Annotated in this window: 24 protein-coding genes; 18 read left to right on the top strand and 6 right to left on the bottom strand. The window is 68.2% G+C overall.

The window, feature by feature from the left end; genetic code table 11:
• Nucleotides 1-175: 175 nt before the first annotated feature.
• The 4 genes from ABD260_RS26820 (at nt 176) to ABD260_RS26805 (ending at nt 4,651) form a co-directional block, all read left to right on the top strand.
• Complete coding sequence (locus ABD260_RS26820; RefSeq protein ID WP_344237638.1) at nt 176-1,723, top strand: WD40 repeat domain-containing protein; 1,548 nt, start codon at nt 176-178, stop codon at nt 1,721-1,723.
• A 109-nt stretch (nt 1,724-1,832) separates the two neighbouring features.
• A complete protein-coding gene (locus ABD260_RS26815) occupies nt 1,833-2,963 on the top strand; it encodes a sensor histidine kinase (protein WP_344237636.1) in 1,131 nt (376 codons plus the stop codon).
• Nucleotides 2,960-3,625, top strand: coding sequence for a response regulator (locus tag ABD260_RS26810; RefSeq protein WP_344237634.1), 666 nt, complete (start codon nt 2,960-2,962; stop codon nt 3,623-3,625). The genes ABD260_RS26815 and ABD260_RS26810 overlap by 4 nt, the downstream gene beginning before the upstream one ends.
• Nucleotides 3,626-3,886: 261 nt before the next feature.
• The gene (locus tag ABD260_RS26805; protein WP_344237632.1) at nt 3,887-4,651 is read left to right on the top strand and encodes a sulfite exporter TauE/SafE family protein; all 765 of its coding nucleotides are present in this window, start codon (nt 3,887-3,889) and stop codon (nt 4,649-4,651) included.
• A gap of 106 nt (nt 4,652-4,757) precedes the next feature.
• On the opposite strand, the gene ABD260_RS26800 is transcribed toward ABD260_RS26805, so the two are convergent.
• Nucleotides 4,758-5,756, bottom strand: coding sequence for a YdcF family protein (locus ABD260_RS26800; RefSeq protein WP_344237630.1), 999 nt, complete (start codon nt 5,754-5,756; stop codon nt 4,758-4,760).
• A 145-nt stretch (nt 5,757-5,901) separates the two neighbouring features.
• Between ABD260_RS26800 and ABD260_RS26795 the strand changes: the two genes are divergently transcribed.
• Nucleotides 5,902-7,125: an FAD-binding protein gene (locus ABD260_RS26795; protein ID WP_344237628.1), complete on the top strand. Its 1,224-nt coding sequence runs from the start codon at nt 5,902-5,904 to the stop codon at nt 7,123-7,125.
• Here ABD260_RS26795 and ABD260_RS26790 read toward each other — a convergent pair.
• Together ABD260_RS26790 and ABD260_RS26785 are read right to left on the bottom strand one after the other, a co-directional pair.
• Nucleotides 7,122-7,589, bottom strand: coding sequence for a MarR family winged helix-turn-helix transcriptional regulator (locus tag ABD260_RS26790; RefSeq protein WP_344237626.1), 468 nt, complete (start codon nt 7,587-7,589; stop codon nt 7,122-7,124). The two genes, ABD260_RS26795 and ABD260_RS26790, sit on opposite strands and share 4 nt — an antisense overlap.
• On the bottom strand, nt 7,586-8,875 hold the full coding sequence (locus ABD260_RS26785) for a nicotinate phosphoribosyltransferase (RefSeq protein ID WP_425553400.1): 1,290 nt from the start codon (nt 8,873-8,875) through the stop codon (nt 7,586-7,588). Before ABD260_RS26785 ends, ABD260_RS26790 begins: the two co-directional genes overlap by 4 nt.
• A gap of 94 nt (nt 8,876-8,969) precedes the next feature.
• Between ABD260_RS26785 and clpS the strand changes: the two genes are divergently transcribed.
• The 5 genes from clpS to ABD260_RS26760 all read left to right on the top strand — a co-directional run bounded on the left by clpS (nt 8,970) and on the right by ABD260_RS26760 (nt 11,607).
• Nucleotides 8,970-9,257 (top strand): ATP-dependent Clp protease adapter ClpS, encoded by a 288-nt coding sequence (clpS, locus tag ABD260_RS26780; protein ID WP_344237622.1) that lies wholly within the window; start codon nt 8,970-8,972, stop codon nt 9,255-9,257.
• Nucleotides 9,254-9,805 carry a DUF2017 domain-containing protein gene (locus ABD260_RS26775; protein WP_344237620.1) on the top strand — a complete coding sequence of 184 codons (552 nt, stop codon included), beginning with the start codon at nt 9,254-9,256 and terminating at the stop codon, nt 9,803-9,805. Before clpS ends, ABD260_RS26775 begins: the two co-directional genes overlap by 4 nt.
• Before the next feature lie 104 nt (nt 9,806-9,909).
• Nucleotides 9,910-10,365 carry a M67 family metallopeptidase gene (locus ABD260_RS26770; protein ID WP_344237618.1) on the top strand — a complete coding sequence of 152 codons (456 nt, stop codon included), beginning with the start codon at nt 9,910-9,912 and terminating at the stop codon, nt 10,363-10,365.
• A gap of 1 nt (nt 10,366) precedes the next feature.
• Nucleotides 10,367-10,645 carry a MoaD/ThiS family protein gene (locus ABD260_RS26765; RefSeq protein ID WP_344237616.1) on the top strand — a complete coding sequence of 93 codons (279 nt, stop codon included), beginning with the start codon at nt 10,367-10,369 and terminating at the stop codon, nt 10,643-10,645.
• 14 nt (nt 10,646-10,659) lie between these two features.
• Nucleotides 10,660-11,607: a PLP-dependent cysteine synthase family protein gene (locus ABD260_RS26760; protein WP_344237614.1), complete on the top strand. Its 948-nt coding sequence runs from the start codon at nt 10,660-10,662 to the stop codon at nt 11,605-11,607.
• A 90-nt stretch (nt 11,608-11,697) separates the two neighbouring features.
• Here the strand turns inward: ABD260_RS26760 and ABD260_RS26755 are convergent, their stop codons facing one another.
• Entirely contained in the window at nt 11,698-12,060 is a 363-nt protein-coding gene (locus ABD260_RS26755; protein ID WP_344237612.1) for a hypothetical protein, read from the bottom strand.
• 167 nt (nt 12,061-12,227) lie between these two features.
• Between ABD260_RS26755 and murI the strand changes: the two genes are divergently transcribed.
• From murI to ABD260_RS26730, 5 genes are all read left to right on the top strand, one after another.
• Complete coding sequence (gene murI / locus ABD260_RS26750) at nt 12,228-13,031, top strand: glutamate racemase (protein WP_344237610.1); 804 nt, start codon at nt 12,228-12,230, stop codon at nt 13,029-13,031.
• 134 nt (nt 13,032-13,165) lie between these two features.
• Entirely contained in the window at nt 13,166-13,912 is a 747-nt protein-coding gene (locus ABD260_RS26745; protein WP_344237608.1) for an MBL fold metallo-hydrolase, read from the top strand.
• Between the two features lie 4 nt (nt 13,913-13,916).
• Entirely contained in the window at nt 13,917-14,753 is an 837-nt protein-coding gene (locus ABD260_RS26740) for an alpha/beta fold hydrolase (protein WP_344237606.1), read from the top strand.
• Between the two features lie 356 nt (nt 14,754-15,109).
• A complete protein-coding gene (locus ABD260_RS26735) occupies nt 15,110-16,615 on the top strand; it encodes a DHA2 family efflux MFS transporter permease subunit (protein ID WP_344237604.1) in 1,506 nt (501 codons plus the stop codon).
• A complete protein-coding gene (locus ABD260_RS26730; RefSeq protein WP_344237602.1) occupies nt 16,612-17,235 on the top strand; it encodes an acyl-CoA-like ligand-binding transcription factor in 624 nt (207 codons plus the stop codon). Before ABD260_RS26735 ends, ABD260_RS26730 begins: the two co-directional genes overlap by 4 nt.
• On the opposite strand, the gene ABD260_RS26725 is transcribed toward ABD260_RS26730, so the two are convergent.
• Both ABD260_RS26725 and ABD260_RS26720 read right to left on the bottom strand, forming a co-directional pair.
• Complete coding sequence (locus tag ABD260_RS26725) at nt 17,224-18,051, bottom strand: hypothetical protein (protein ID WP_344237600.1); 828 nt, start codon at nt 18,049-18,051, stop codon at nt 17,224-17,226. The genes ABD260_RS26730 and ABD260_RS26725 overlap by 12 nt on opposite strands.
• Before the next feature lie 163 nt (nt 18,052-18,214).
• On the bottom strand, nt 18,215-19,387 hold the full coding sequence (locus ABD260_RS26720) for a Gfo/Idh/MocA family protein (RefSeq protein ID WP_344237598.1): 1,173 nt from the start codon (nt 19,385-19,387) through the stop codon (nt 18,215-18,217).
• A gap of 146 nt (nt 19,388-19,533) precedes the next feature.
• Between ABD260_RS26720 and ABD260_RS26715 the strand changes: the two genes are divergently transcribed.
• From ABD260_RS26715 to rdgB, 3 genes are read left to right on the top strand one after another with little or no spacing between them, the layout of a single operon-like run.
• A complete protein-coding gene (locus ABD260_RS26715; protein ID WP_344237596.1) occupies nt 19,534-20,520 on the top strand; it encodes an SGNH/GDSL hydrolase family protein in 987 nt (328 codons plus the stop codon).
• A gap of 9 nt (nt 20,521-20,529) precedes the next feature.
• The gene (gene rph / locus ABD260_RS26710) at nt 20,530-21,246 is read left to right on the top strand and encodes a ribonuclease PH (protein WP_344237594.1); all 717 of its coding nucleotides are present in this window, start codon (nt 20,530-20,532) and stop codon (nt 21,244-21,246) included.
• On the top strand, nt 21,243-21,848 hold the full coding sequence (gene rdgB / locus ABD260_RS26705; protein ID WP_344237592.1) for an RdgB/HAM1 family non-canonical purine NTP pyrophosphatase: 606 nt from the start codon (nt 21,243-21,245) through the stop codon (nt 21,846-21,848). Before rph ends, rdgB begins: the two co-directional genes overlap by 4 nt.
• Nucleotides 21,849-21,850 lie beyond the last annotated feature (2 nt).

The following is a 21,850-nucleotide window of genomic DNA, read 5'->3' as shown; positions in this document are numbered from 1 at the left end:
GGCGGGCACCGCGGCGCGCCCACGGTAGGAACGGGTCCTTGCGCCGGCCTTGCGCGAAGCTTGCGCGGCGGCCCGGTTACGGCGGCATGGATGCCGACAGTTACTGTTTGACGGCAGATTGTCACCGAGTTGTGGGCCGGTAGCTTCCGTCGGAGCGGGCCCTGGGGGTTTGCTCATGAAGAAGGCTGTTCTGGCTGCCGGTACCGGGTTGGTGGTGCTGGTGGCGGCGTTGGTGCCGGCTGGGCCGCGGGTGCAGGCCGCTACCGGAGCTGAGCAGGCGGCGCGCAGTGAGCCGCGCGGGTTCGGGTCGGCGGTGTCGTCGGTGCAGTCGAAGGCTTGGCAGACCAACGCCAGTGTGAACACGCTCGCCGTCAGTGGGGACCTGGTCTTCGCCGGTGGGTTGTTCACCCGGGTGCGGCCGCCGGGGAACGCGCGCGGTGTCGGTGACGCGCCGCGGAAGTACTTCGCGGTCTTCAACCGGACCACCGGCGTACCGACCAAGTTCGCGCCGCAGGTGAACGGGCCGGTGTGGAGCGTGGCCACCTCGCCGGACGGCAAGCGGGTGGTGATCGGTGGCGACTTCACCGTCGTGGACGGGGTGCCGCGGTCCAAGATCGCGATGTTCGATGTTGCCTCCGGCAAGCTTGTGGCCGGCTGGGACCCGGTGGTCAACTACCGGGTCGCGGCGCTGAAGGTCACCAGCAGCACCGTGTACCTGGGCGGTTCGTTCCGCTCGGTGGACAAGGTGGCCCGCAACCGGGTCGCCGCGGTCAGTTCGGGTACGGGTGCATTGCTGCCCTGGAATCCGGACGCCGATGACGACGTGTATGCGCTGGAAACGTCCACCGACGGTACGCGGGTGTTCGTCGGCGGCCGGTTCGAGCAAATCGGCGGACGCGACGACCACGCCCTCGCGATGGTCAACCCGAGCACCGGTACCGCGTACGCAATGCCTGCCGCCGCGGCGATCCCGGAGGTGACGCCGGACTGCGACAGCAGGGTGAAGGATCTGGAAGTCCAAGGGGACAAGGTGTTCGTGGCCAACGCAGGTGCCGGGATCGGCTGCTACGACGGTGTCCTCGCTGCCAATGCGAAGACCGGCAAGCTGATCTGGCAGAGCCACTGCCTCGGAGCGACTGAGGCGATCAAGGCGATCGGGAACTGGCTGTACAAGGGTTCGCATGCGCATGACTGCAGCCAGGACGGTGAGTTCCCGGACAAGACCGGGATGCATCATCTGCTCGTGTACAGCGCGCTCACCGGCAAGCTCGGCCCGTGGTTCCCGAACACCGACGCGGGCGGAGAGACGCTGGTCGGCCCGCTGGCGTTCGCGTCCGGGGGCAACGATCTTTGGGCGGGTGGCGACTTCACCCAGGTCAACGGAGTTGCGCAGGAGGGGCTGACGCGGTTCACCAACGTCCCTGGTGGTGCCGCCCCGGCACGTCCGGCGGCGCCGAAGGTGGCGAGCGCCCGTCCGAACAAGGTGACGATCGCCTTCCCGACGGTGCTTGACCGGGACAACATTTCGCTGACGTACCTGGTGTACCGCGGCAGCACGCGCATCGGTACGTACACCCGCACGTCGAACTCCTGGACCAAGCCGGCCGTCACGTCCGTGACCGACGCGGGCCTGACGAGTGGTCAGACGCTGTCGTACCACGTGGTGGTCAGCGACGGCCGCAACACCCAGAAGAGCCCGGCCGCGAGCGTTAAGGTCCGCTGAGTCAGGTACTGAACCCGCCCGCCGGGGAATCGCCCGCAAGCACCTCGGCCCTCGGGCTGACGGACCGCAGGCCGAGGCGGTGGGTGGTCGGCTCGGATAGGTTCAGGATGTGACGGAAGGTGGGGAGTTTGGGCTGACCCGGCGGCAGTTGGTTGTCGCGGATGTGGTGGTCGCGGTTGGGTACGCGCTGCTTGTCGGGATCGCCGCCGCGTCGGCCGGGCGGGTGTGGAGTGTGTTGGTCGCGGCTGGGTTTGCGGTGCCGATGGCGCTGCGGCGGATCTGGCCGGTGCCGGCGCTTGCGGTCGTGGCGGTCATATCGGTGGTTGCCGTCAGCGTCAAGGCCTTGCGTGATCCGCTCCTCGCCGCCTCCTATGTCCTCTACATCGTCGCCCTGACCCGCGCGGCGCCGCGCCCGGTGTCGAGCCGCCGGTTGGTCAGTCTGGCCGGCGGCGTCGGTTTCGTTGTACTCCTTCTCGCCTTCATGGCCGGCGCCCCAGCAGGGCAGTTCGGCGTCACGCTCGTACTGAGCGGAATCGCGGCCATGTACGGCGCCTGGGTCGTCGGCCAGGTCGTCCGCGACCGCCGAGCCGCCGCGGCCCGCGCCGCGCAAGCGCTGGCCGAGCGAGCAGTAGCGGAGGAACGGCTGCGGATCGCCCGCGAACTGCACGACATCGTTGCCCACAGCATGGGATTGATCGCGGTCAAAGCAGGCGTCGCGAACCACGTCCTCGCCGTACGCCCGGAGGAGGTGTCCGACGCGCTGTCAGTGATCGAATCCACCAGTCGCGACGCGCTGGTCGAGCTCCGCCACATGCTCGGCCTGCTGCGTACGTCCGACGAACCGACCGACCTCGCCCCACCCGCCGGCCTGGCCGCACTCCCGGACCTGGCCGCGCGGGTCGAGTCGACGGGCGTACGCGTCGAGCTCACCGTCGACGTACCCGAGCCACTCCCCGAAGCCGTCGAACTGACCGTCCATCGCATCGTCCAGGAGTGCCTCACCAACGTGACAAAACACGCCCAAGCTCGACAGTGCAGGGTCGTCGTCCGCGGCGAAGCGAACGCGGTGGACGTCAGCGTGATCGACGACGGAGTCGGTGGAATCGCCGGCGAAGGACATGGCCTGATCGGAATCCGCGAGCGAGTCAGCGTGTACGACGGGACGTACCGCGCCGGGCCACGCGCCGGCGGCGGTTTCGAGGTACTTGTCCGGCTTCCGTACCACCGGGGGAGCGCGTGAACGACATCAAGGTGCTGGTCGCGGATGACCAGGCACTGTTGCGGGGCAGTTTCCGCGTACTGATCGACACCACGCCCGGGCTGACGACTGTCGGTGAGGCGGCCGATGGCGCCGAGGCCGTCGAGCTGGCGCGGCGGGAGCGGCCGGATGTCGTACTGATGGATGTCCGGATGCCGCGGATGGACGGGATCGAGGCGACGCGGCAGCTGATCGCGGAAGGTAGCCCGGCGCGGGTGCTGATCCTGACGATGTTCGATCTGGACGACGCGGTGTACTCGGCGTTGCGCGCTGGGGCGAGTGGGTTTTTGCTGAAGGACGTTCCGCCGGCGGAGCTGTTGCAGGCGATCCGGGTGGTCGCGTCCGGGGAGGCGCTGCTTGCGCCGTCGGTTACGCGGCGGTTGATCGCCGAATTCGCGCGGATGGCCGAGCCCGGGCAGGCGCCGTTGTCCGGGCTGGAGGGGGTGACCGACCGCGAGCGGGAGGTGCTGACGCTGATCGCGCGCGGGTTGTCGAACCAGGAGATCTGCGCGCATCTGCACGTCGGCAACGGCACGGTGAAATCCCACATCAGCCACCTACTGGCCAAACTCCAGGCCCGCGACCGAGCCCAGCTGGTCATAGCCGCCTACGAATCAAACCTAATCCAACCCCGCCACCACTGACCCCCCCCGTCCGGTTGATCAGCCTGTCGGAGCAGGGTGTCCTTGGCGAAGGGCAGGTGGTGGTTGTCCAACCCCGCCACCACTGACTCCCCAGCACCTACCCACTGAAGCCGTTGGGCGCCTCCCCAAACCGGTTTGGGGAGGTTATGTACGTGGAGTGGGGAGCGTTGTACCACCGGAGCGGGCCGTTGGGCGCCCCAAACCGGTTTGGGAGGGTGTGATTGAGAATCGGGGGATGGCGAGTGGACAGGTGAGGTGCGCGTGACGGGTGCGGAGCAGTTGGCTGTTGTCGGGGCTGGGCTGGGTGCGGGGATTCTTACGTCGACTGTGGGCGTCGCCTCACTGCTGAGTTTCCCGGTCCTGATCGCCCTCGGCATCCCACCGGTGGTCGCGAACGCCTCCAACACCCTCGGCCTACTACCCGGCGCACTCAGCGGTACGTTCGGTTACCGCCGCGAACTCCGCGAGATCCCCCGCGCGCAAACCATCACCGTCGTCCTGCTCTGCGCCCTCGGTGCAATCGGCGGCGCGATCCTGCTACTCGCCCTGCCCTCCAAGGTCTTCGCCTCAGCCGCCCCCTGGCTGATCCTCTTCACCTGCCTGATCGTCGGCATCCAGCCCCTCATCTCCCGCCACCTCCGCGCCCGCCCCAACCACCCGCCCCACAATCGCAGGTCGTTGTCCCCAGCAACCACCGTCTTCACCACCCTGACCGGCGTGTACGGCGGGTACTTCGGCGCCGGCGCCGGCGTGATGATGATGGCTGTACTAGCGGTCGGTCTGGATCTGGACCTCCGCATCGTCAACGGCCTCAAAACCATCGCCCTCTTCGCCGCGAACCTCGTTGCCAGCGTCATCTTCATCTTCATCGCCGACCTGAACCTGACCGCCGCCGGACTCCTGGCGGCCGGCTCCCTCATCGGCGGCTACGCCGGCGCCCACATCGGCCGCCGCCTCCCCGCCACCCTGCTCCGCGCCCTGATCGTCCTGGCCGGCCTCACCGCCGCCTTCCTCATGCTCCGCTAGACCGGCAGCTCGACAGGAGGTGTCCGCCACCGCGCCCCAACCCCAGGCGTACGCAGCCACGCACCTACCCGCAGTGGACATATACGTACTGTCGAGCTGCCGACATCTACAGGTACGAAAGCACCGCGCCGACCACAATCAGCAGGCAGATGCCGCCGTTCAGGTACGGGTGGCTGACCAGAATCGCCACGAACTCGCGGATTGTTGCCGTCGGCCAGTAGTACGCGGCGGTGGGGGAGCCGATCACCTGGCCGTTGGCCTTCGCCTTCCGGGCGGTCATCGCGGCCCGGAACGCATGGAAGTTGTTCGTCACGATCAGGCACCGGTACTGCGGGCGCAACCCGGCCATCAGATCGCGGCTGAAAGTCAGGTTCTCCCAGGTGGTCGTCGACTTGTCCTCACGAAGGATCTGATCGTCGGCCACTCCGCGATCGACCAGGTACGCGGCCATCGCATGCGATTCCGGCAGGTCCTCGCCCGGGCCCTGACCGCCGGACGTGATCAGCCGCGGCGAACGCCCCTTCCGAAGCGCGCGCTCGTACACCTGCTTCGCGCGATCGAGCCGGCTGGCCAGCAGCGGCGGTACCCGGGAACCGATCAGTCCCGATCCGAGGACGACGACGAAGTCGACCTTCCGCGAAGAGCGCACCCGGCTGTACACGAACGCGTACACCAGGAAACACAGGAACAAGAACGAGATGTACGTCAGTACGCCGAGCAGTGCCCAGCGGACGATCGCGAGTGGTTCCCAGCCGATCTTCTGCACCAGGACGCTGAAGACGACGAACCCGATGATCCCGAGACCGACCAGCAGGGACAGCAGGTTCGACAACCGGCGGCGTTCGCGGCGCAGCATCGTCACGCCGTTGATCACCAGGAACACCGCGAGGACGAAGATCGCCAGCGGGATCGCGGCCAGGATCAGCAGCACCAGTACCCGCGCGGCCTCCTGGCTGATCGTCTCGACCGCGAGGATCACGCCCAGGCCGGCGAACATCAGCGTGAGGACCAGGAAGATCCCGTTCTTGAACAGCCGCCGGTCGCGCAGGAAGCTGACCCCGAAGACCAGGAACCAGAACGCGGCGATCCCGAAACAGATGAGCATCGGGCGTCATCAAATCACGCTCCGTGGCCGCGGCCGGGTCTCCCACGCCCGGGTGCCGCTCGGGGTTTGGACGGGGCGGCGCGGGACCGGCGGTGGTGTGCGAGGCTCAGGCGGCCGGGTGATCGAGGAGAAGTGAGGTCGGGCCGTGGGTGATGTGACGAACTGGGCGGGGAACGTGCACTTCGCGAGCGAGCTCCGGCGGCCGCGAACGGTCGGCGAGCTGCAGGAGCTGGTGGCCGCGGCGGCGAAGGTCCGTGTGCTCGGCACCGGCCACTCGTTCAACCGGATCGCGGACAGTACTGGCGAGCTGGTCAGCGTGCTGGACCTGCCGAGGGTCGTGGAGGTCGGCGAGCATGGCGTGACGGTGTCCGCCGGGCTCAGGTACGGCGAGATCACCGCCGCGCTGCAGGCCCAGGGGCTCGCGCTGCACAACCTTGGGTCGCTGCCGCACATCTCGGTGTCCGGCGCCTGCGCGACCGGTACGCACGGTTCCGGCGACGGCAACGGTCCGCTGGCCGACGCGGTCAGTTCGCTCACGTTCGTGGCCGCGGACGGCGAGTTGGTGACGCTGACCCGCGACGATCCGGACTTCGCCGGTTCGGTGGTCTCCCTCGGCGCGCTCGGCGTCACCGTGAGCCTGACCCTCGACGTGCAGCCGGCGTACCAGCTCAGTCAGGTCGTGTACGACGGGCTGCCGGTCGACCGCCTCGAATCCGACTTCGACGCGGTGCTGAGCAGTGCGTACAGCGTCAGCGCCTTCACCGACTGGGTCGACCCGGACGTGATGGTCTGGCGCAAGCGGCGGGAGCTGGACGCGCCGCCGGCGGAATGGCTGGGCGCTCGGTTGGCGGACGGGCCGCGGCATCCGATCAAGGTGATGCCGGCCGGGTACGCCACGCAGCAGGGCGGGGTGCCGGGGCCGTGGAACGAGCGGCTGCCGCACTTCCGGCTCGAGTTCACCCCGAGCAACGGCGACGAACTGCAGTCGGAGTACTTCGTACCGCGGCACCGGGCGGCCGAGGTGATCGGCGTACTGCGTGCCCTGGGCAACCGGTTCGCGCCGGTGCTGCAGGTGTCGGAGGTACGGACGATCGCCGCCGACGACCTCTGGCTGAGCCCGAGCCAGGGCCGGGACACGGTCGCGCTGCACTTCACCTGGATTCAGAACGAGACCCTGGTACGCCCGGTGGTCGACGCGCTTGAGGAAGCGCTGGCACCGCTGGAGGCGCGGCCGCATTGGGGGAAGGTCTTCACCGGTCTCACTGGGAACTACCCCAAGGTGAAGGACTTCGTCGCGCTGGCGGCCAAGTACGACCCGAACGGCAAGTTCCGCAACGCGTACCTGGACACGTACCTGCCCCGCGACTAGAGACTGTTCAGGTCTTCAATGTTGCCGGTGACGGACCAGAGCAGGTTGCGGAGGATGCGGCGGTCCTCAGGGCTGAGGCCGGCCAGGGCGCGGCGGCCGGCCCGGTCGTACACCTCTTGGACGGTGTGGGCGAGCTCGACACCGTGGTCGGTCAGCTCGATGCCGACCTGCCGGCCGTCCGTTGTGCTCTTCACGCGGCGGACCAGCCCGGCGGCCTCCATCCGCTGAGTGGTCTTGGTCGCGGTCGGCACCTCGACGTCAAGGACCTTGGCCAGCCGCGCCACGGGCAGTGATCCGTGCAGCAGCAGCTTCGCGAGTACCAGCTCCTGGCCGGTGTGCAGGACGGTCCCGCTCAGTTCCTCCGCGACGGCCTTGCGGGCGGCGCGGTCGGCGAAGCGCAGCGCGATCAGTACGTCCGCCTCGTCCGCCGGCGCGTCCGGGGACCAGGTTTGTTCTTCGCTCATGTGTGGCTCCGCGGGCGGAACGGGTTGCGGGCGTCGTAGTCCCCGATGTACTCGGTCGGGATCACCGGTTCGCCGCGGCTGAGCTGGCTGGCCGAGCGGGGCAGCTCGTCGCGTACCTTCTCGTGATGCGCCTGCGACTCGGCCGGCGTCGTACGGCCGACGATCTTGCCGGACTCCACCAGCGGCTTCAGCAGCACGCGATCGTCACCGTCGTCGACCGGTTGTTCGCCGACGCCGATCAGCTCGAGCTCGGCCACTCCAGCGGGCGTACGCCGTCGCAGCGCCCACTTCCGGCCGCCGATCGAGATCTTGTCGGGACTCTTCTTCGCCACCGGGACGAGCTCGCCGCTCGCGTCTTCGCGGGCGACCAGCTTGTAGACGAAACCGCAGGTCGGGTAGCCGGAGCCGGTGACCAGCGAGGTGCCCACGCCGTACCCGTCGACCGGGGCCGGGGCGAGCGCGGCGATCTGGTACTCGTCCAGGTCGCTGGTGACGATGATCTTGGTCTTCGTGGCGCCCAGGGAGTCGAGCTGCTCTCGCACCTGGCCGGCCAGCGACGGCAGGTCGCCGGAGTCCAGCCGGACCGCGCCCAGCTCGGGGCCGGTCAGGTCGATCGCGGTCCGGACCGCTTCGGCCACGTCGAACGTGTCGACCAGCAGCGTCGTTCCCTTGCCCAGCGCATCGACCTGGGAGCGGAACGCGTCCCGCTCGCGGTCGTGCAGGAGCGTGAAGGAGTGCGCGGCGGTGCCGGTGCTGGGGATGCCGTACCGGCGGGCCGCCTCCAGGTTGGAGGTCGCGGTGAAGCCGGCGATGTACGCCGCCAGCGCGGACGCGACCGCCGCCTCCTCGTGGGTCCGCCGTGAGCCCATCTCGATACACGGCCGGCCGCCGGCCCACCAGGTCATCCGGGACGCCGCCGAGGCGACCGCCGAATCGTGGTTCAGGATGGACAGGAAAACGGTTTCCAGGAGCACTGCCTCGGCGAAACTCGCCTCCACGACGAGCACCGGGGAGCCCGGGAAGAAGATCTCGCCGTCGGCGTACCCGGAGATGTCGCCGCTGAACCGGTAGTCCGCCAGCCAGTCCCGGGTAGCCTGGTCGACGACGCCGTGATCGGCCAGGAAGGCGATCGCCGGCTCGTCGAAACGGAACCGTTCGAGCGCGTCGAGCAGCCGGTTCACGCCGGCCAGCACGCCGTACCGGCGGCCGTCCGGCAGCCGGCGGGCGAACAGCTCGAAGACCGAGCGGCGCCCGGCCGTGCCGTCGGCGAGACTGGCCTGCAGCATCGTCAGCTCGTAGTGGTCGGTCAGCAAGGCCGTCGAGTGGGTCACAAGGGCAGCCTATTGCGAGACGCGGACCGATGATGGAGAGAATGGACAAGTGACCACCGCACCAAGCGAACTCGAGAGCGCCGAGGTCGACGAGGCGATCGAGTTGAGCCCACCCTGGGTGACCATCGTCTGGAACGATCCGGTCAACCTGATGGACTACGTCACGTTCGTCTTCCAGACCTATTTCGGCTACTCCAAGCAGAAGGCGGAGAAGCTGATGATGCAGGTGCACTCCGAGGGCAAGTCGGCGGTGTCGAACGGCAACCGGGAAGCGATGGAACGCGACGTGGAAGCGATGCACACCTACGGCCTGTGGGCCACCTGCGAGAAGTCGTGACGCGGTTCCGCAAGCGCCGCAAGACGGTCGTCGTCAGCTTCGCCGAGCACGAGGCCGACATCCTGGCGAACCTGCTCCGGAACCTGGTCGAGCTGTTGTACGACGGCCTGCCGCCGCGTACGGCCGAATCGTCCGACCCGCTCGCCGCCCTCCTCGACTCGGACGGTCCGACCTCGCCGCCGGAGGATGTGGTGCTCCAGCGGCTGCTGCCGGACGCGTACAAACAGGACGACATGGCGTCGGCCGAGTTCCGCCGGTTCACCGAGCGCGGCCTGCGGGAGGGCAAGGTCACCGACGCCAAGCGCGTACTGTCCGCGCTGGAGGAGTCCGGCGCCGACGAGATCGCCCTCGAACCCGGCGAACAACTCTCCTGGCTCCGCGCCCTGAACGACCTCCGCCTCGCCATCGGCACCCGCCTCGACATCAAGGACGAGGACGACTACACCACCTGGGAATCCCTCGAGGACGACGACCCCCGCCGCCTCACCTACGACCTCTACGACTGGCTCGGCTACCTCCAATCAGCCCTCCTCCACAACATGCGCTGACCCACCACCCACCCCACCCGCCGCCTGCTCTCCGGGACCATCCACTATCTGGACAGCAGGGGCGGACGGCGGGGGTGGGGGGTTTGGGCTACTACCGTGGTTGTGTGCTGACCATCGAGCAGGTGACGTACGACGCGATTGTCGCGCACGCGCGGAAGGATCATCCGGACGAGGCGTGTGGTGTGGTGGCGGGGCCGGCCGGGTCGGATCGGGCGGTGCGGCTGGTGCCGATGCTGAATGCGGCGATGTCGCCGACGTTCTACGAGTTCGACTCCGGTGATCTGCTCCGGCTGTACAAGGAGATGGACGCCCGGGACGAGGAGCCGGTGGTGATCTACCACTCGCACACCGGCACCGAGGCGTACCCGTCGCGTACTGACATCAACCTCGCCCAGGAGCCCGGCGCGCACTACGTGCTGGTGTCGACCCGGGACGGCGCGCACTCCGCGGCGTACGACGGGCCGGTCGAGTTCCGCTCGTACCGGATCGTCGACGGCGAGGTCAGGGAAGAAGAAGTCCGCGTGGTTGGTTCCTATCAAGAGACCGAAGGAGAGCACTGAGATGGCGATCGAACTGCGCGTACCGACGATCCTGCGCACCTACACCGGCGGAGCGAAGGCGGTCACCGGCGAAGGTACCGACCTGGCCGCCTTCATCGACGACGTGAACGGCAACCACCCGGGGCTCAAGGAGCGGATCGTGGAGGGCGAGCCGGAGGAGCTGCGCCGCTTCGTGAACGTGTACGTGAACGACGAGGACGTCCGGTTCACCGGCGGCCTGAAGACCGAGGTGAAGGACGGCGACGTCGTCGTCGTACTGCCCGCGGTCGCCGGCGGCTGAGCGGTACCACGGCTATGCGCTTCGACAGCTTGCTCGATTCGGTCGGCGGTACGCCCCTGATCGGCCTGCCGCGGTTGTCGCCGTCGGCGGACGTCCGGCTCTGGGCGAAACTCGAGGACCGGAATCCGACCGGCTCGATCAAGGACCGGGCCGCGCTGCGGATGCTCCTCGACGCGGAGAAGGACGGCCGGCTCCGCCCGGGCGCCACGATCCTGGAGCCGACCTCCGGCAACACCGGCATCTCGCTCGCGATGGCGGCCAAGCTGCGCGGGTACCGGATGGTCTGCGTGATGCCGGAGAACACCTCCGAGGAGCGTCGCCAGATCCTCCGGATGTGGGGTGTCGAGATCATCTCGTCGCCGGCCGCCGGTGGTTCGAACGAGGCGGTCCGGGTGGCGAAGCAGGTCGCGGCCGAGCACCCCGACTGGGTGATGCTGTACCAGTACGGCAACCCGTCGAACGCGCTCGCGCACTACGACGGCACCGCGCGCGAGATCCTCGAGGACCTGCCGTCGGTGACGCATTTCGTGGCCGGCCTCGGCACCACCGGTACGTTGATGGGCGCCGGCCGGTTCTTCCGGGACCACAAGCCGGAGGTGAAGATCGTCGCCGCCGAACCGCGGTACGGCGAGCTCGTCTACGGCCTGCGCAACCTCGAGGAAGGGTTCGTCCCCGAGCTGTACGACGAGACGCTGATCGACGCGCGCTTCTCGGTCGGTCCGCGGGACGCGGTCCGCCGGGTCCGCGAGCTGCTCGACAACGAGGGCATCTTCGCGGGCGTCTCCACCGGTGCGATCCTGCACGCGGCCCTCGGCCAGGCAGCCAAGTGCGTACGCGCCGGGGAGCCTGCCGACATCGCGTTCATCGTCCCGGACGGCGGCTGGAAGTACCTGTCCACGGGTGCGTACGAGGGCACCGTCGACGAAGCCGAGAACCGGCTCGAAGGTCAGCTCTGGGCTTGATCCCAGTGATCCGGTGTGAACGCAGTCCGGCGGGCGGAAGCGCCGAACCGCGATTGTTGCCTAGGGCATCTAAGAGCTGACGGTCACCGCCTACGGTTGTTTGAACAGGACCTTGCGGCCGAGTCGGGGATGGACGCCGCGGCCCTTGCAGCTGTTGCAGGGGCGCTGGGCGTAGCTGAACATGCTGCCGTGGTGCCGGCCGGCACCTTTGCATCGATTGCATTTCGCGTTCGGGTGCAGGGTCAGCGAGACGACGTAGAAAGCGATCGTCGCCATGGCCAGCAACAGCAGCAGCCCGGTCGGCCCGAGGGTCGACGCGACGGCTGCCGCGGTGCCTTGGCTCGACTCCGTGGCCTGACCGGCGGCCGCCGCGGCGGTCACGTGGTCGGGTTGCGGAGTTGGTGCGGCGGTGCCGCTCAGGAGCGTCACCGCGATCTGGTGCGCCAGGTTCATGGCATCACGAGGGGCGGTCGAACAAACATCGCTCCAGAGTGGCGTGCATCACGTGAAAAGGCAATTCGATAACGTAAAGATGTGGACAACTCCGGCGTGTCGCCGATTCGGGTTAGGTAAGGCTGGCTTCGTGCTTGCCCGTCGGCGGACCTGTATAAGCTCTTCTCGTGGCTGATGCACCGGTGGGGATCTTCGACTCTGGCTTCGGCGGACTCACCGTCGCGCGCGCGGTGCTGGACCAGTTGCCGCACGAGCCGATCCTCTATCTCGGCGACACCGCCCGCCAGCCGTACGGCCCGAAGCCGATCGCCGAGGTGCGTGAGTACGCGCTGGAGTGCCTGGACCACCTGGTCGAGGCCGGCGTGAAGATGCTGGTGATCGCGTGCAACTCGGCCAGCGCCGCGATGCTCCGGGACGCCCGCGAGCGGTACGACGTGCCCGTCGTCGAGGTGATCCTGCCGGCCGCCCGGCGCGCGGTCGCCGCGACCCGGAACCAGCGCGTCGGCGTGATCTGCACGAAGGCGACCGCGCAGTCGCTGGCGTACGAGGACGGGTTCGCGGCCGCGCCGCAGATCGAGCTGTTCACCAAGGCCTGCCCGAAGTTCGTCCCGTTCGTCGAGTCGGGCGTGACGTCCGGCCCGGAGCTGCTCGAGGCCGCGCACGAGTACCTGGACCCGATGGTCGAGGCCGGGGTCGACACGCTGATCCTCGGCTGCACGCACTACCCGTTGCTCACCGGCGTCATCTCGTACGTGATGGGCGACAACGTCACGCTGGTCAGCAGCGCGGACGAGTGCGCGAAGGACGTGTACGGCGTACTGACCAAAACCGGACTGCTCCGCCCGGACAGCCTGCCCGCGCCGCAGCATCGCTTCGTCACCACCGGCAGCCCGGACGAGTTCGCGGCGATCGGCTCGCGCTTCCTCGGCCCGGTGCTGTCCACGGTCGACCAGTTCGCCTGGGTGCGTTGATCGTTTCGTTGAGGTCCGCAACGGGTGGGCTGAAGTTGTCCGCGGCATCAGTTTGCGCGCGGAGGCCTGTGTGGCAACCGGATCGACGCGTCCGGCGGCCTGCGAACGTCGGTGCACGCCGGTAGGGTTTCGGTATGAAGCTCACCGTGATCGGTTGCTCCGGGTCCGTCCCCGGGCCGGACTCGGCCGCCTCGAGCTATCTCGTCACCGCCGACGGGTTCAACCTGGTTCTCGACCTCGGCAGTGGCGCACTCGGTCCGTTGCAGCGGCATCTCGCTGTGCCGGAGATCGGGGCGATCGGCCTTTCCCACCTGCATCCTGACCACTGCATGGACCTGTGCGGTCTGTATGTCGCGGCCCGGTATGCGCCGGGTGCGCCGATCCCGCGGATCCCTGTGTACGGGCCGCCGGGTGCTTCGGAGCGGATGGCCCTGGCGTACGATCTGCCCCTCGATCCGGGGATGGAGGAGGAGCTGGACTTCCATGCCTGGCAGGAAGTTCAGGTCATCGGGCCGTTCACGATCCGGACCGCGCCGATGGTGCATCCGGTCCCGGCGTACGCGATCCGCGTCGAGTGCGACGGCAAGGTGCTCGTCTACACCGGCGACACCGGGCCGAACGATGCGCTGATCGAGCTGGCTCGTGGTGCTGACCTGATGCTGTCCGAGGCGGCGCTTCCGGACGGCGATCCGGACAATCCGATCGACCTGCATCTGACGCCGTCCGATGCCGGTGAGCATGCCACGAAGGCCGGCGCGAAACGGCTTGTGATCACGCATGTTCCGCCGTGGTACGACCCGGTTGTGCAGGCGGAGCATGCTGGTCGTACGTTCAGCGGACCGATCGAAATCGCCCGTACGAATGCCGTTTTCGACATCTGACGGCGTGCGGTTGTGGACGGCCACGACCGGGGTTGGTACGACGCGGGCGCCGGTGGTGATCCTGCATGGTGGTCCGGGGTTGTGGGACGACTATGCGGTGCTGGCCGGGATGCTCGACGATCTGACTGTTGTGCATCGCTTCGATCAGCGCGGGTGTGGGCGGTCGGGTCCGTCCGCTACGCAGACGATGGCTCGGCTCGCGCAGGACATCGACGAGTTGCGGGCGTACTTCGGTCATCCGCGGATCGTTGTCATCGGCCACTCCTTCGGCGCGACACTCGCGTTGAAGTACGCGGCCGAGTACGCCGATCGGGTTGCGGGGTTGGTGTATCTCGACGGGGTCGGCGTTGGTGATTGGCGGACGCCGTACTACGCGGAGCGCGCTCGCCGGATGACGCCGGAGCAGGAGGCGCGGCTCTCTGAATTGTCCGCGCGCCCGGCACCTGACGGTCGAGGCGATGAGCGGCCCCGGACATCCGCCGAGGAGATCGAGTTTCGGGTGCTGTCGTGGTTCACCGATCATGCGGACCGCGAGCGGGCGATGGAGTGGGCGTACGCGAGCGCGACTGTCGACCTGCCAATCAACTTCGCGGCGAACAGCGCGCTGGCGAGTGAGATCAACAGCTGGTCGGCCGACTTTGTGAAGGCACTCGCCGCCTCGGTCCAAACACCAATCACCTTCATCCACGGCGAACACGACCCCCGCCCAGCCGCCACAGTCCGCACCCTCGCCACCGCCACCCCCAACCACACCTTCAAGCTGATCCCCCAAGCCGGCCACTCCCCTTGGCTGGAACAGCCAGCGCTAACCCGAGCGATCCTCCGCACCGCAATCCCCTAGCCGCCCCACTACCGCGCCGCCCCACTACCGCGCCGCCCCACTACCGGCCACCGCCCGCCCGGCTGCCGCGCCGTCCCCGCGACCGCGCCATCGGGCTGCCGCGCCACCGCCCCGCAGCGCTGCCGCGCCACCGCCCGCAGTGCTGCCGCGCCACCGCCGCACCGTCAGCCGCCACCGTCAGCCGCGCCTCCGCCGGCCCCACCTCCGCTCGTTGGCTGCGGCTTTGAGAAGTTGCCGCGTGTTTTTCGGGTGTGGAAGTGCGTGGTGGCTTCTCGAAGGCGGCGAGTGGGTAGTGGACAGATCGCGAATCTGAGATCTACTCTCAAATTAGAGTTGGTCTCAGGAAGGGGTTAGTGATGCTGGATCCGCGGCGGTGGTGGGCGCTGGCGGCGATGTCCGTCAGTCTGATTGTGATCGGGCTGGATCTGACCGTGCTGAACGTCGCGCTGCCGACGCTCGCCACCGAGCTGCACGCGTCGACCAGTCAGCTGCAGTGGTTCGCGAATGCGTACACGCTGGTGCTCGCGTCACTGCTGCTCCCGGCCGGTCTGCTGGGTGACCGGTTCGGGCCGAAGCGGCTGATGCTTGGGGCGCTGGTGGTGTTCGGGCTGGCGTCAGCGGCGTGTGCGTTCGCGAGTACGCCGGGGGAGCTGATCGCGGCGCGGGCTGCGCTCGGGATCGGCTCGGCGTTCCTGATCCCGTTGTCGATGTCGCTGCTGAACCTGCTGTTCGCGCCCGAGGAACGGCAGCGCGCGATGACGATCTGGCTGATGGCGAATTCGCTCGGCATCCCGCTCGGCCCGGTGCTCGGCGGCTGGTTGCTCGATCACTATCGGTGGGGCTCGATCTTCCTCATAAACCTGCCGCTCGTCGTTGTCGGTGTGGTCGCGGTCGCGTTGCTGATCCCGTCGACGAAGGGGCATCGGTCGCGGCGCATCGACGTACCGGGCATTGTGCTGACCGCGGCCGGTCTGGTCGCGCTCACGTACGGCTTCATCGCCGCCGGTGAGCGCGGATGGGGTTCGGGCTGGACGCTCGGCGGGATCGCGGCCGGCGTGCTGTTGCTGTTCGCGTTCTGGGCCTGGGCTCGGCGCGCGACGCATCCGCTGATCGACCTCGGGTTGTTCCGGTCGGCTGGGTTCACTTGGGGCACGGTGCTGGCGACGTTGGCATCGTTCGCGCTGGTGGGGTTGATGTTTGTGCTGCCGCAGCTTTTCCAGGCGGTGCAGGGTGCGGATGCGTTCCAGGCCGGGCTGCGGTTGCTGCCGATCATCGGCGGGATGCTGATCGGCGCCAAGGTTTCGGAGCGGCTGGTCGCGACGGCCGGGGCGCGGGTGTCGGTGCTGATCGGGTTCGGGTTGATGCTGATCGGGCTGCTGCTCGGCGCGTTCACCGAGGTCGGCGACGGGTACGGCTTCACGGCGATCTGGGTCAGCCTGGTCGGGGTGAGCGTCGGCTTCACGCTGCCGCCGATGAACGGGTTGGCGCTCGCCGCGTTGCCGCTCGAACAGAGTGGATCGGGGTCCGCGCTGATCCAGGCGTCACGTCAGGTCGGCGGCACGCTCGGGGTCGCGATTCTCGGTACGGTGCTCAATGCCGCGTACCGGAATCACCTGGACGTCACGGGCCTGCCGCCCGCTGCCGCCACCGCTGCCCGCGACAGTGCGTCCGGCGCGATCGCGATCGGTTCGCCGGAACTGACCCGGTCGGCGCGGGCCGCGTTCGTAGCCGGGATGGACGTCACGCTGTGGGTGTGCGCCGGGGTTGCGGTGCTGTCGATCGTGCTCGCACTCGCCTTCCTGCCACGCCGGACCCGGGGTGCCGTCGCGATGCCGGAGAAAGTTGCCACAATCGACGTATGAGTGCGCACAGAGCCGAGCCGCCGGGGAAACCTCTCGGGCTGCGCGAACGCAAGAAAGCGCAGACCCGGGCCGCCATCCAGGAGCACGCGCTGCGGCTGTTCAAGGATCAGGGGTACGCCGAGACGACTGTGCAGGAGATCGCGGCCGCGGCCGAAGTGTCACCGGCGACGTTCTTCCGGTACTTCGCGACCAAGGAGGACACCATCGTCCTCGACCGGCTCGACCCACTGATGATCGAACTGTTCCGCCGCCAGCCCGCCGAGCTGTCGCCGACGGAGGCGCTCCGGGCGGCGATCCGGCAGAGCCTGTCCGAGCTGACCGACAGCGAATGGGAGCTGGAGTCGGAGCGCCAGCGCCTGGTGATGAACGCTCCCGAACTCCGCGTCCGCATGCTCGACCAGCTCTACGAAGGCATCGATCTCCTCGTCACCCTCGCCGCCGAACGCACCGGCCGCGCCCCCGACGACTTGTCCGTCCGCGCCTGGGCCGGCGCGGTCGTCGGCGTCATGATGGCCACGTACCGCCAACTCGCCGTGGACGCCCCGCTCCCGAAGTACTTGCAAACCATGGACCAGGCCTTCGACCAACTGGACGGACTGAAGCTGAGCTCAGGCGACTGAGTAGATGTCGGCTGTTGTGGACAAGGGGTCGCCGGGTTGGAGGTTGAAGGTGGTTGCGGCTGAGCCGCCGCGGATGACGAGTTCGGTGTAGCCGGTGCCGGAGCTGCCGGGGACGAGGCCGGGGGAGTTGCGGGGTACGGCGGTGAGGTGCGGGTAGCAGGTCACGTCGACCAGGGTGGTGCTGCCGTCATCGTTGCGCTGGGCAACGGTCAGGGTGGCGCCGAAGGTCAGGTCGAGTTTGCGGTCGAGTTTGCAGTTGCCGAAGTTGTCGACGACGGCAACCACTGGTTCCGGATCGAACGTCGTCGGTATGGCGGTTTCGGCTGAAGGTACGTCCCGGCCGTCGGCGACCCACTTGGCCAGCAACGGCAGGTACCAAAGACTGCGGAACTGGGTGCCGGCGATCTTCTCCACCTCTGCCGGCGCGAACCCGGCCGCCGTGACGGCGTCGTGGATGTCCGTGACGTGCACCCGTTCGATCCCGAGCTCGCGCTGGACCAGCGAAAGTACGCGCGGGTTGAACGTACTCGCGACCAGGTGCTTCCCGTACCGGAACCAGCAGAACGGGACGCCGTTCGGCCACGCACCGTCGCGCGGCGCGATGTTCAGCAGGGTAATGGTCGGATGGCCTTCTTCGCCGAGGGACTCCGTAGCGACAAGGCAGTCGAGCAAGGTGAGTGCGGCGAACGTCTCCGGGTCAGGTCCGTCGGTCGCGACGATGGTTGGTGACTGGCCGAACAGGGCGCCGATCCGGGTACTGAGTCTGGCGCGGGCGTTGCCGTCGAAACAGTCGGTGACATAGGTGATCGGGTACATGGGAAGCTCCACAAGTGGTTGCAGGTTCGGGAAACGAAAGAGGCCCCCGACACAGGGGGCCTCTCGCTGCAAGCACAGGTGCGTACGCCGCTAGAGTCCTCCGTACCGAGGGCTCAGCATTCGCATGGTGGCGTACCAGGTCACATCGTGGATGGTAGCACCCTCATTTCGCCTGACCGTTGTCGAAATAGCTGATCAGCGCGGGGTCGAGCGCCGGCACGTCCTGCGGTACGCCGTTCGCGCGCAACGACTGGGTCGCGGCGTACCCGGCGGCGACCGCGGCGCGGGCGGCGATCGGCGAGGTCAGCGTCGCGCCGCCGTCCCGGACGAACTTCACGAACTCGGCCACCAGGTGCGGGTCCGCGCCGCCGTGGTCCTCGTTCTCGCCGGTGATCTCGACGACCAGGTCGGCGTCCTCGCGGTACCCGGAGCGACGGCTGTTCCAGACCTTCACCACGCCGCCCGGCCCGTCACCGAAGTTCTCCAGCCGGCCGTGCGTACCGATGACGGTGTAGTTGCGCCAGTAGTCCGGCGTGTAGTGGCACTGCTCATACGTCATGAAGACGCCGTTGTCGAGCAGCAGGTTCGCCATCGAGATGTCCTCGACGTCCATCACCGGAGCCATGCCCTTCTGCTCCAGCGGCGGCCAGTTGTCGATCGATACGAACTCCCGGAACCGCTGGCCCGAGCGGTCCATCCGGTCCGTGATCCCGCCGTACAGGGTCAGCGCGCCCATCGCGTTCACGCGAGTCGTGTAGCCGTCGGCCAGCCAGTGCATCACGTCGAGATCGTGGGCGCCCTTCTGCAAGAGCAGTCCGGTCGTACGGCTGCGGTCGGCGTGCCAGTCCTTGAAGTAGTAGTCACCACCGTGGCCGACGAAGTGCCGGCACCAGATCGCCTTCACGTCACCGATCGCGCCGTCCTGGATCAGTTTCCGCATCGTCAGTACGACCGGCATGTGGCGCATGTTGTGACCGACGTACAGCCGCGCGCCGGACTCGTACGCCGCCTGCAGGACCCGGTCACAGCCCTCGGTGGTGATCGCCAGCGGCTTCTCCACGAACACCGAGACGCCGGCCTGAAGGAAGTCGATCGCCGGACCCTCGTGCAGGTCATCGGGGGTGGTCAGGAAGACGCCGTCGAGCTTCTGGTCCAGCAGCTCGGTGTGGGAGGCGTACGCCGACGCCTGCGGGTACAGCTCGAGGGCCGCGTCCCGCTGCGGCGCGGACGGGTCGGCCAGGGCCACGACCTCGGACCCCTCGCCGGGACGGTGCGCGTACTGCGCGAGGCGACTGCGGGCCCCGAGCCCCACCACGCCAAACCGAAGATCACTCATACCAGGCAACTCCTGCACATAGATGTTTGCAACAGCCTAACTCCGAGCAATTCTGTCAATCAATCACCGATCCTCCAGGTGAAATTGGGCTGCCCGTCACCCGCCGCACATCGACGTCTCGCTCGGTGCCGGCACCATGGCGGAATGTGAGCCTCCACTACGTGGCACTGGGGGACTCGACCACCGTGGGTGTCGGGGACCCGATGAACGGCAGCAGCACGACCGACCTGTCCGGTGCCGGAGCACGACCGGGCGAGGGGTGGCGAGGCTGGGCCTCGCTGCTCGCGGACGCCCTGGCCAGCTCCCACCGTGTGACGTTCTCCAACTTCGCGACCAGCGGCGCCACCGTGCCGGTGGTCGCGACCGAGCAACTACCCGAAACCGGCGACGGGCCGATCGACATCGCCTCGTTGATCGTCGGCGTGAACGACACGTTGCGGTCGTCGTTCGATGCCGGGCGGATTCGGGATCACCTGCAGTTGTGTGCCGAGCAGTTGACCGCGCGCGGGGCGTTGCTGCTGACCGTACGGTTCCATGATCACGGCAAGGTGTTCGGGTTGCCGCGGTGGTTGCGGCGGCCGTTGTGGCACCGGATCGAGCAGGTCAACCTCGCGTACGACGACCTGCACGCCCGGTATGGGGGTATCCGGCTGGACATGGCCGCGTACCCGGAGATCTATCGGCGGGACTTCTGGAGCGTCGACCGGCTGCATCCGGGGGAGCGCGGGCACCGGAAGCTGGCGCGGGCGTTCGCGGACGAGCTGGCGGTGCGTGGCGTACGGATCGATGTGCCGCCTGACCTGGACTGCGCGTACCGTCCGCCGAGCCGCTGGGCAGACGCGCTGTGGCTGGTCCGCGAGGGCGCGCCCTGGGTCGGCCGCCGAGCCCACGACCTCCTACCCTGGGCCGCCCGAATGGCCCTGACCCAATTCCATCCATCCACCACCAAAGCGGAGGACGATCGCCTCCTCACCCTCCCGCCTTCCTCCACCACAGCGGAGGTGGGGCGCCTCCACACCGTCCCGCCTTGCTCCACCACGGCGGAGGTGGGGCGGCTGCTCTCCCTTCCACCGTCTCTTTCTTCTTCTCTTTCCGCTGCTGCCGATGCGGAGGTGCGGCACTTCGAGGCATAGGGTCTGCGTATGGCTCGTATTGATGGACGTACCGCAGACCAGCTCCGCCCGGTGACGATCACCAGGAACTGGCTCGACCACGCCGAAGGCTCGGTGCTGGTCGAGTTCGGGCGGACCCGGGTGCTGTGCGCCGCCAGCGTCACCGAGGGTGTGCCGCGCTGGCGGAAGGGCAGCGGCCTCGGCTGGGTCAGCGCCGAGTACGCGATGCTCCCGCGCGCCACCAACACCCGCTCCGACCGCGAGTCGGTGAAGGGCAAGATCGGTGGGCGTACGCACGAGATCTCCCGGCTGATCGGGCGTTCGCTGCGGGCCGTGATCGACTACAAGGCGCTCGGCGAGAACACGATCCTGCTGGACTGCGACGTCCTCCAGGCCGACGGCGGCACCCGGACGGCCGCGATCACCGGGGCGTACGTCGCGCTCGCCGACGCGGTGTCCTGGTTGCGCGAGCGGAAGCTGCTGAAGAGCGAGCCGCTGACCGGTACGGTGTCCGCGGTGTCGGTCGGGATCATCGACGGCGCGCCGATGCTGGACCTCTGCTACGAAGAGGACGTCCGGGCCGAGACGGACATGAACCTGGTGATCACCGGCGACGGCAAGTTCATCGAGGTGCAGGGTACGGCCGAAGGTGCGCCGTTCGACCGCGCCGAGCTGGACAGCCTGCTCGAGCTCGGTGTCGCGGGCTGCGCCGACCTGGCGAAGATCCAGCAGGAGGCGCTGGCATGAGCCGCGTACTGCTCGCCTCGAACAACAAGAAGAAGCTCGAGGAACTGCGCCGGATTCTGACCCCGATCGTGCCGGGGATCGAGGTGCTCGGGCTGGGCGACGTGCCGCCGTACGAGGAACCGGCCGAGACCGAGCCGACTTTCGAAGGCAACGCGCTGCTGAAGGCGCACGCCGCGCTGAAGGCGACCGGCCTGCCGTCGATCGCCGACGACAGCGGCATCTGCGTGGACGCGCTGAACGGCATGCCCGGCGTCCTGTCGGCGCGCTGGTCCGGCCCCGCGAAGGACAACCACGCGAACAACCTGCTGCTGCTCGGTCAGTTGGAGGACGTTCCGGATGAGCGGCGTGGGGCGTCCTTCGTCGCGGCGGTCGCCTTCGTACGCCCCGACGGTCCGGACGAGATGATCCTCGGTGAGATGCGCGGCTCGGTGATTCGTTCATTGAAGGGGAGCGGCGGATTCGGGTACGACGTGCTGTTCCAGGCCGAGGGCTACGACCGGACCACGGCCGAGCTGTCGATCGAGGAAAAGGACGCCATCAGCCACCGGGGCAAGGCGCTGCGCGCGCTCGCCCCGATCGTCGCCAAGGCCCTGGGGAGCTAGAA

The sequence above is a fragment of the Kribbella hippodromi genome, assembly GCF_039531045.1.
GTDB classification, from domain to species: Bacteria; Actinomycetota; Actinomycetes; order Propionibacteriales; family Kribbellaceae; genus Kribbella; species Kribbella hippodromi.
This window is presented reverse-complemented; position numbering and strand designations above follow the sequence as displayed.

Bases quoted from the DNA above. Each gene is read 5' to 3' on its own strand.
- ABD260_RS26820 (WP_344237638.1), top strand. From the start codon at position 176: ATGAAGAAGGCTGTTCTGGCTGCCGGTACCGGGTTGGTGGTGCTGGTG.
- ABD260_RS26800 (WP_344237630.1), bottom strand. From the start codon at position 5,756: ATGCTCATCTGTTTCGGGATCGCCGCGTTCTGGTTCCTGGTCTTCGGG.
- ABD260_RS26790 (WP_344237626.1), bottom strand. From the start codon at position 7,589: ATGAGCGAAGAACAAACCTGGTCCCCGGACGCGCCGGCGGACGAGGCG.
- ABD260_RS26785 (WP_425553400.1), bottom strand. From the start codon at position 8,875: ATGCTGCAGGCCAGTCTCGCCGACGGCACGGCCGGGCGCCGCTCGGTC.
- ABD260_RS26765 (WP_344237616.1), top strand. From the start codon at position 10,367: ATGGCGATCGAACTGCGCGTACCGACGATCCTGCGCACCTACACCGGC.
- ABD260_RS26760 (WP_344237614.1), top strand. From the start codon at position 10,660: ATGCGCTTCGACAGCTTGCTCGATTCGGTCGGCGGTACGCCCCTGATC.
- ABD260_RS26755 (WP_344237612.1), bottom strand. From the start codon at position 12,060: ATGAACCTGGCGCACCAGATCGCGGTGACGCTCCTGAGCGGCACCGCC.
- ABD260_RS26745 (WP_344237608.1), top strand. From the start codon at position 13,166: ATGAAGCTCACCGTGATCGGTTGCTCCGGGTCCGTCCCCGGGCCGGAC.
- ABD260_RS26735 (WP_344237604.1), top strand. From the start codon at position 15,110: ATGCTGGATCCGCGGCGGTGGTGGGCGCTGGCGGCGATGTCCGTCAGT.
- ABD260_RS26730 (WP_344237602.1), top strand. From the start codon at position 16,612: ATGAGTGCGCACAGAGCCGAGCCGCCGGGGAAACCTCTCGGGCTGCGC.
- ABD260_RS26725 (WP_344237600.1), bottom strand. From the start codon at position 18,051: ATGTACCCGATCACCTATGTCACCGACTGTTTCGACGGCAACGCCCGC.
- ABD260_RS26720 (WP_344237598.1), bottom strand. From the start codon at position 19,387: ATGAGTGATCTTCGGTTTGGCGTGGTGGGGCTCGGGGCCCGCAGTCGC.
- rph (WP_344237594.1), top strand. From the start codon at position 20,530: ATGGCTCGTATTGATGGACGTACCGCAGACCAGCTCCGCCCGGTGACG.
- rdgB (WP_344237592.1), top strand. From the start codon at position 21,243: ATGAGCCGCGTACTGCTCGCCTCGAACAACAAGAAGAAGCTCGAGGAA.